The 8,270-nt window shown below is 32.4% G+C and carries 7 protein-coding genes and 1 other annotated feature; all 7 genes read right to left on the bottom strand.

Annotated elements, in window-relative coordinates:
• Positions 1–185 (bottom strand): hypothetical protein (locus BET03_RS13500; RefSeq protein ID WP_147417161.1); only part of this gene is annotated, 185 nt, incomplete at its 3' end.
• A 111-nt stretch (positions 186–296) separates the two neighbouring features.
• Positions 297–2,006 carry a methyl-accepting chemotaxis protein gene (locus BET03_RS13495; protein WP_120170819.1) on the bottom strand — a complete coding sequence of 570 codons (1,710 nt, stop codon included), beginning with the start codon at positions 2,004–2,006 and terminating at the stop codon, positions 297–299.
• A gap of 71 nt (positions 2,007–2,077) precedes the next feature.
• Positions 2,078–2,845 carry a TatD family hydrolase gene (locus BET03_RS13490; RefSeq protein WP_120170818.1) on the bottom strand — a complete coding sequence of 256 codons (768 nt, stop codon included), beginning with the start codon at positions 2,843–2,845 and terminating at the stop codon, positions 2,078–2,080.
• Positions 2,846–2,866: 21 nt separating this feature from the next.
• Positions 2,867–3,394 (bottom strand): hypothetical protein, encoded by a 528-nt coding sequence (locus BET03_RS13485; RefSeq protein ID WP_120170817.1) that lies wholly within the window; start codon positions 3,392–3,394, stop codon positions 2,867–2,869.
• A 75-nt stretch (positions 3,395–3,469) separates the two neighbouring features.
• Positions 3,470–5,404, bottom strand: coding sequence for a methionine--tRNA ligase (gene metG / locus BET03_RS13480; RefSeq protein WP_120170816.1), 1,935 nt, complete (start codon positions 5,402–5,404; stop codon positions 3,470–3,472).
• Between the two features lie 57 nt (positions 5,405–5,461).
• Positions 5,462–5,706: a binding site (T-box leader), on the bottom strand.
• A 1,032-nt stretch (positions 5,707–6,738) separates the two neighbouring features.
• On the bottom strand, positions 6,739–7,269 hold the full coding sequence (locus tag BET03_RS13475; protein ID WP_120170815.1) for a spore maturation protein: 531 nt from the start codon (positions 7,267–7,269) through the stop codon (positions 6,739–6,741).
• 4 nt (positions 7,270–7,273) lie between these two features.
• On the bottom strand, positions 7,274–7,849 hold the full coding sequence (locus BET03_RS13470) for a nucleoside recognition domain-containing protein (RefSeq protein ID WP_120170814.1): 576 nt from the start codon (positions 7,847–7,849) through the stop codon (positions 7,274–7,276).
• Between the last annotated feature and the right edge of the window lie 421 nt (positions 7,850–8,270).

Below are 8,270 nucleotides of genomic sequence, written 5' to 3'. Positions count from 1 at the left end.
TACATTGGGTTTTCTCCAGCACATGGCATCCAATAGTTCATCCAATTCCTCATACATGACATCATACAATACATCATTGGATTATACATCATCATTGGGTTATACATATAAGGCATAGTTGGATAATTTTCTTCTGGCATTCTTCTTGGATATTCTCTATTTTCGTCTCTATCTCTATGTTCCATCTAATCAACTCCCTTTAGATTTTTTGCTTATTTACTATCAGTATATGAATAAGCTTATACTTGGTTACTTTTTGCATAAAAAAAATCGAGGGTAATATTTTCCCTCGACTTTTACACTGTAAACTTATCTACTTCATTCTGTAACTTTTGTGAAAGATCCTTTAACTCCTTAGAATAGGAGTCTATCTCTTCAACTGCAGCCAATTGTTCCTCTGCTGATGCAGATACCTGCTGAGTTGCTGCTGCTGTTTCCTCTGCTGATGCTGATATGTTTTCTATTATACCTACAATTTCATCCTTTTTATTAACCATTTCAGAGTTTAATACTTCTATTTCTTTAATTTGCTTATTTAAAGACTCTATAGTATCTGAAATATCCTTAAATATTATTTCTGTATTACTTACAGCCTCTTCTTGTTCTACCATAACTACTTTAGCACTATCCATTGTTGACACTAGTCTAGTAGAGTTTTTCTGAATTTTTTCTATAATGTTCCTTATCTTATCTGTTGCCCTTACAGACTGCTCTGCAAGCTTTCTAATTTCATCTGCAACTACTGCAAATCCTCTTCCAGCTTCTCCAGCTCTAGCTGCTTCAATACTAGCATTTAGTGCTAAAAGACTTGTCTGTTCAGCTATCTCATCTATAGTGTCTATTATTCCTCCTATTTCCTTAGAACTACTATCAACATCTGATATTACCTCATTTACTTCTATACTTGCTTTTTTAGTTCTTTCTGCCCTATCCCCAAGAATTTCTACAACCTCAAGTCCTTTATCACTTAACCTATTAGCACTATCAAATTTACTTATTATATCTTTAATATAATTAGATACTTCTTGAATTTTATGTGCTAATTCCTTAGTTTTAGAGGCACCTTTTTCTGTTTCTCCTGCTTGATAATTAGCAGTACCTGCTATTTCTTCTATAGTTTTAGAAACTTCATTAGTTGCTTGTGTTGACTGTCCCGTTATTTCAGCTAATGATTTAGCAGAATTTGAAACAAGATTAACAGAGTTCTTTACCTCTTTAATGAGATATTTTACATTACTAATCATATTATTTAAGCTTTTTGAAATTAGGTTTACCTCATCATTAGATTTTACATCACACTTAACATTAAAATTCCCTTTTTCTACTTCATTTAGAGTAGAAACTACCTTTGAAATTTCTCTAGTTATCTTTCTAATTACTACTGTTGAAATTATTATAGAAATTACAATTATTAAAAGTGTTATTATTCCAATTTTATATACTAATCCCTTTACTTGTTCTTTTATGACAGCCTTTTCAACACCAGAAAACCACATTCCTATAATACGTCCATCTTTATCTTTTATAGGAACATGTTTACCATAATAACTTTTATCTCCATACCTAGTTTCACCAATATATTCTTTACCTTCTTTTAATACATGATTAGCTATATCCTTAGGTGCCTTTATATTAACAACTCTATAACCGTTATTATCAATTATATTAGAACATATTATATTATCTTTTAAGAAAATAGCAGTTACAGATTCTGTCTGTTTTTTTATTTTGTAAATTACAAATGATTCAGTATTCATTATCTTTTTTCCCTTATAAAGCTTGTCCCCTTTTACCTTCCATTCTCCTGGATACTTTTCATCAAGGAGACTGTAACCCAAATTTACTACAGATTTTATTTTGTTATCAGTAATTAACTTAGTGACCTCTTTGTCTACTTGATAAACTATTATTACACTAAATAAAATTAGTACAGAAATAATTTTAACTAATAATTTGCCTTGAAGTTTAAAATTGAATTTTATTTTTGGTTTAATCTTAAACTTCATTGATCTTTCTCCCCCTATACTTTTTTGTTTATAAATATATAAATGGAATGGAAGGCAGCTTCCATTCCATCTTACCCAATATTAAAAAGCTTTTTTGCATTTTCTGAAGTCTTTTTAGCTACCTTTTCAAATGATATTTCTTTTAGTTCAGCTATCATTCCTGCTACATATCTTACATATAAAGGCTCATTCCTTTTTCCTCTATGGGGATGAGGTGTAAGATATGGTGAATCCGTTTCAATAAGAAGATAATCTAAAGATATCTCCTTTGCAACTTGTTTAGGAGTCTTAGCATTTTTAAATGTTACAGGTCCTGCAAGGGATATATAAAATCCCATTTTTATATACTCTCTAGCTAATTCTGCACTTCCTGAATAACAATGTAAAACCCCTCTAAGATTATCAGTGTTTTCTTCTTTTATAATATCAAAGGTATCTTTATGGGCATCCCTACTATGTACTATTATTGGAAGGTCAAGCTCTTTAGCTAACCTTATTTGCTCTCTAAACCATTTTCTCTGAATATCTCTAGGTGAATTATCATAATGATAATCTAATCCAGCCTCCCCTATTGCTACAACTTTCTCTTTATTTGCAAGGGATTTTAAAAGTTCTAAAGTATCATCATTTATATCTTTTGCATCATGGGGATGGACTCCTACAGCAGCATATATATTTTCATATTTTTCAGCTAATGAAACAGCCTTAACAGATGTAGCAACATTGGCCCCAGGATTTATTACTATATCTATATCATTTTCTTTAAGGCTTTTAATAATTTCTTCCCTATCTCTATCAAAACGACCATCATCTAAATGCGCATGTGTATCTATAAGCATTTATATTCCTCCTCAAAAAGGCTAATTAGAAACCTCTTTAGTAATATGTTTTTTTAATAATTTTTCCACTTCTTCTTTTTGACTTTCATTTATTTTATGTCTCAATATTATTTTGCGAGATATCTCCTTTTTTAAAAATTTACTCCTTAGTTTTACATTTAATATAATAGCATACAGTCTCCTATTCTGAGAAATCCTATTAATTTTATAATAGTTAATATTCTCCCATTTTATAAATCTATCTAGGGCTATAATACCTTTTTCTGTTATTTTTTCATTATTATCTTTTATTATAAGGAAATATATTAACCATAAAATCCAAAATGTAAGTTTAAATAAATCTTCTAGATTAAACTCTTTTATTTTTAAAAACGAATACAAAATAGTGAAAATCAGTAATACTGAAAGAACTTGAATTATCCTTTTAATTTTTAAATTTTCTATAATAAATAATACTTTTCCAGCTTCTCTCTTATATTTCACCTTTTTAATAATGCCATATATGGTGATTATAGCTATTGTTATTGTTAATATAAAAAAGAAATACAATTTGCTATCCCCCTATGAATACTATAATTGGGACAGAGATATCTCTGTCCCAAATGTAATTTTTTATCTAAATTTTTAAGTAATTTTTGTTCCACTCTTAATTTCATCCATTACTGTTGCTAGTGTAAGTTTTTTACCCTTACTTGCAGCAAGTACCATTCCTTGTGACTCTACTCCTCTTAGTTTTACTGGCTTTAGATTTGCAACTAAAATAACATCTTTACCTACAAGCTCTTCTGGTTTATAGTATTTAGCTATACCTGATACTACTTGCCTTTTTTCATCCCCAACTTCTAGTTGTAAAACTAACAGCCTATCAGCGTTAGGATGTTTCTTAGCTTCAACTACCCTTGCTACCCTTAAATCTACTTTATCAAAGTCATCTATAGTAATATAATCTTCTTTTTCTTCCTTATTTCCTTCTCTTTGTTTTATAAACTCTTCATTTGCTTTATCTAGTTTCTTTAATTCCTTATTTACGTCTAGTCTTGGAAACATAGGCTTTTCTCTTCTTACTTTAACACCTGTAGGTAATATACCCCATTTAGATACATCATCCCATGAAGTTCCCTGACCAGAATCTATACCTAACTGTCTCCATATTGAATCTGAAGTATTTTCCATAAATGGTCTTATTAAAATAGAGATAATTCTTAAAGAATCTGAAAGATTATATAATACAGTATCTAATCTGTCTTTTTTATCCTCTTCCTTAGCTAAAACCCATGGCATTGTTTGGTCTATATACTTGTTTGTTCTCCTTATAAGCTTCCATATTTCTTCAATTGCTTCACCAAAGTTAAGGTCATTCATAAATTGTTCAACTTTATATCCAGTACTAGTTGCCATATCCTTTAATTCATCGTCATATTCTCCATCTGCTTTAGGCTCTGGCATAATTCCTCCATTATATTTATCAATCATTGCTACTGTTCTACTTACTAGATTTCCTAAATCATTTGCCAAGTCAGAGTTAATTCTTCTTAAGAATTTTTCCCTTGAGAATGAACCATCCTGTCCAAAGGAGAATTCTCTTAATAAGAAGTATTTTAAAGAATCAATTCCGTAAAGTTCAATTAGAGGCTCTGGATAAATTACATTTCCCTTTGATTTTGACATCTTATCATTCTCAAATAATATCCATCCATGGCCAAATACCTTTTTAGGAAGCTCTATTCCTAAAGCCATTAAAATAGCAGGCCATATAATAGTGTGGAATCTTACTATCTCCTTACCAACTATATGAACATTAGCTGGCCAATATTTTTTATAGTCTTCATCATTATCAGTTAAATAACCTAAAGCTGTTATATAATTACATACAGCATCAAACCACACATAGATTACATGGTCAGGATCAAATGGAACCTTTATACCCCAATCAAATGAAGTTCTTGAAACACATAAATCATCTAGACCTGGTTTTAAGAAATTGTTTATCATTTCATTTCTTCTAGACCCAGGCTGTAAAAATTCTGGATTTTCTTCGAAAAACTTTATCAGTCTATCTTGATACTTTGAAAGCTTAAAGAAGTAAGCCTCTTCTTTTGCTATTTGAACTTCCCTTCCACAATCTGGACATTTCCCATCAACTAATTGATTTTCAGTCCAGAAGGATTCACAAGGTGTACAATATGGGCCCTCATAATGACTCTTATATATATCCCCTTGTTCATATAGTTTTTGGAATATTTTCTGAACTATTTCTTCATGTTTGTCGTCTGTAGTCCTTATAAAATAGTCATATGTTATATCTAGTTTTTCCCATAACTCTTTAATGTTTTTTACTATACCATCTACATATTCCTTAGGCTTTATTCCCTTTTCCTTTGCCTTTAACTCTATTTTTTGTCCATGTTCATCAGTACCAGTTAGAAATTTTACATGATATCCAGTAAGTCTTTTAAATCTCGCTAAAGTATCTGCAGCAATAGTAGTGTAGGTATGACCTATGTGAAGATTGTCACTAGGATAATAAATTGGAGTAGTGACATAGAAAGTCTTTTCCATACTCTTTACCTCCTTTTATTTAAAATAAACGCCAAAAATAAAAAACCTTCGTCCCCTAATAGGGACGAAGGAGATTCTTCGCGTTACCACCCTAATTCGCCTAGGCTTCACAACCTAGACCTCAGTAGGTTACACTAAATAACCTTGCAATTATAACGGTTGCAATCCCGTTACGACCTACTAAAATTTCAGTCGTACAGCTCTGGGACCATCTTCAGCTTAACTTCTATCGCCAGCTTTCACCTTTACCTGGCTCTCTGTTGATAGAAGGTTAAACTTACTCTTCCCTTCATAGCCTTTTATTATTTTATTATATATATTTCACTTATTTACCAAAAACTATACATAAATACAGTTAATTTGTCAAGGTATTATGGGAAATAAGAAGGTAAAGCTTTGTGGTTTGTTACTATGCCTAAGAAGTAGAACAGAGATGTCCGTTACTAAAACCAGGATGTCTAGCCTACGGTGTCCGTTACTTTGCCAAAGAAGATAGTCTAGAATGTCCGTTACTATGCCTAGGAAGTCATAGCCTTCGAGGACCGTTACTTAACCTTAGAAGCCATGCTTCGAAGGTCCGTTACTAAAACCAAAACGACTAGCCTACGGTGTCCGTTACTTGACCTGGGTAGTAATGCTTTGTGGACCGTTACTTTGCCAAAGAAGTAATGCAAAGGTGTCCGTTACTTAAACCAAGAGGTCAAGCCTCTGAAGTCCGTTACTTAGTCAGAGATGTCTAGCCTCTGGGGTCCGTTACTTGGCCAAAGATGTTTAAACTTCGTGGTCCGTTACTATACCTAAGACGTCTAGCCTATGATGACCGTTACTTGACCTTAGATGTTAGGCTTCGAGGTCCGTTACTTTAGTCTAAGAAGTGAGGATTCGTAGTCCGTTACTTAGCCTAAGATGTAAAGCGTTGAGGTCCGATACTTTACCTTAAAAGTCAAGCATTGAGGTCCGTTACTTGGTCTTAAAAGCAAAGCTACGTGGTCTTTTTTTCTTTTAATTCTCAATTCTCAATTTTCCATTCTCAATTGCATTTTAAATGCAGTTTTTGGTGATTAGTGGGTAGTGGTTATGTTTGTTGTTGAGGGATTCGTAATCCCTCAACATAAAAAAACGCAGACTTTAGTCTGCGCTATACTAGCTTATTTAATTCTCAATTGCTTTTCTAATTTAACATTCACAATTTAAAATTTAACATTATTAAATGGGAAAAATTTCCTGCTTCATTAATTCTCAATTGTCATTTGTATTTATCATATTTTACATTTTCAATTTTTAATTTTTATTTCAATTGTATTTAATTGTTAATTATCAATTCTCAATTGTATTTAAAAAACTACTCTGCAAACAAGAACTGAGGCAATAACTGCAGCTAAGTGGGATATTAAGGCTGCTGGAAGAGTATGTCTACTATCTTTTATTCCAACAGCACCAAAATATACAGCCATGGTATAAAAAATAGTTTCTGCAGATCCCATCATGGTAGAAGCTACTCTGCCAGCAAAGGATTCCGGTCCATAAGTAGTAACAATATCCTTTACTACTGCCAATGACCCACTTCCTGATATAGGCTTCATAATAATTAATGGAACTACCTCTTTAGGCACTCCTAAAATGTCAGTTATTGGACTTATAATATTTACAAATAAACCCATTGCCCCTGAACGTTTAAATATACCTATTGCTACAAATATAGCTATAAGATATGGCATTATTTTTAAAGCAGTCTTAAATCCACCCTTGGCCCCTTCAACAAATTCATCGTACAAATTTACACCCTTAATATAACCATGGACTAAAATTATAGTTATAATAAAAGGAATTATAGATACTGATATTATAGACAGGATAGTAACCATCAAATCACCTTCCAGATTGTAACAGCTTTGCACTTATTATACCTACTACTGTAGAAATAGTAGTAGCTATAAGGGAGGTTCCTATAATTTCTGTAGGATTTAGAGCCCCTGCATCAGACCTTATCTTTAAAACAGTTAGAGGTACTAGTTGAACGGAAGACATATTTATAACTAAAAACATACACATTGCATTTGTAGCCCTCTTTTTGTTAGTATTCAGCTTATCCATCTCTTCCATAGCCTTTAAACCTAAAGCTGTAGCAGAATTTCCTGCACCAAACATATTAGTTACCATATTCATTACTATAGCACTTATTGCTGGATGGTCCTTAGGGATATTAGGGAATAAAAAGCTAGTAACAGGTCTTAAAAGCCTAGCAAATGCTTTTATAAGACCCGATTTTTCAGCAATGTTCATAAGTCCTAGCCATACTGCCATTATTCCTGTAAGTCCTATTGCAAATTTTACTGCTTCCTGTGTATCCTGAATTACCACTGTATTAATAACTTCAACATTTCCATTTATAAGTGAAACAATTATACCTGTAATAATAAGAAAAAACCATATATAGTTAATCACAAATTAAACTCCCCTTTTTATTAATTAATCTATATCAAATTATATGAGGTAAATATAGGGGATATGTAAAAAAACAGTTGCTAGTTCTCAGGCTTTTTAGCTTCTTAATCTTTGGAGTAGTGTGTTGTTATCCGTTACTTAAGCCTGAGAAGTAAGGCAAAGATGTCCGTTACTATGCCTAAGACGTCTAGCCTCTGGGGACCGTTACTTGACCTAGGAAGATATGCTCTGATGTCCGTTACTATACTTAAGGGTCTAGCCTTGGAAGTCCGTTACTTCACCTAGGAAGTCAGAGCTTTGGGGTCCGTTACCTGACCAAAGAAGCAAAACTACGAGGTCCGTTACTTAAACCTCAGAAGTAAGGCTACGATGACCGTTACTTAAGCCATGGGGTCTAGCCTACGAGGACCGTTACTATGCC

Origin of the sequence: Thermohalobacter berrensis (genome assembly GCF_003609645.1) — a bacterium.
Lineage (GTDB): Bacteria > Bacillota > Clostridia > Tissierellales > Thermohalobacteraceae > Thermohalobacter > Thermohalobacter berrensis.
The sequence above is the reverse complement of the archived record's forward strand: the minus strand, read 5'-3'. Positions and strand labels throughout refer to the sequence as shown.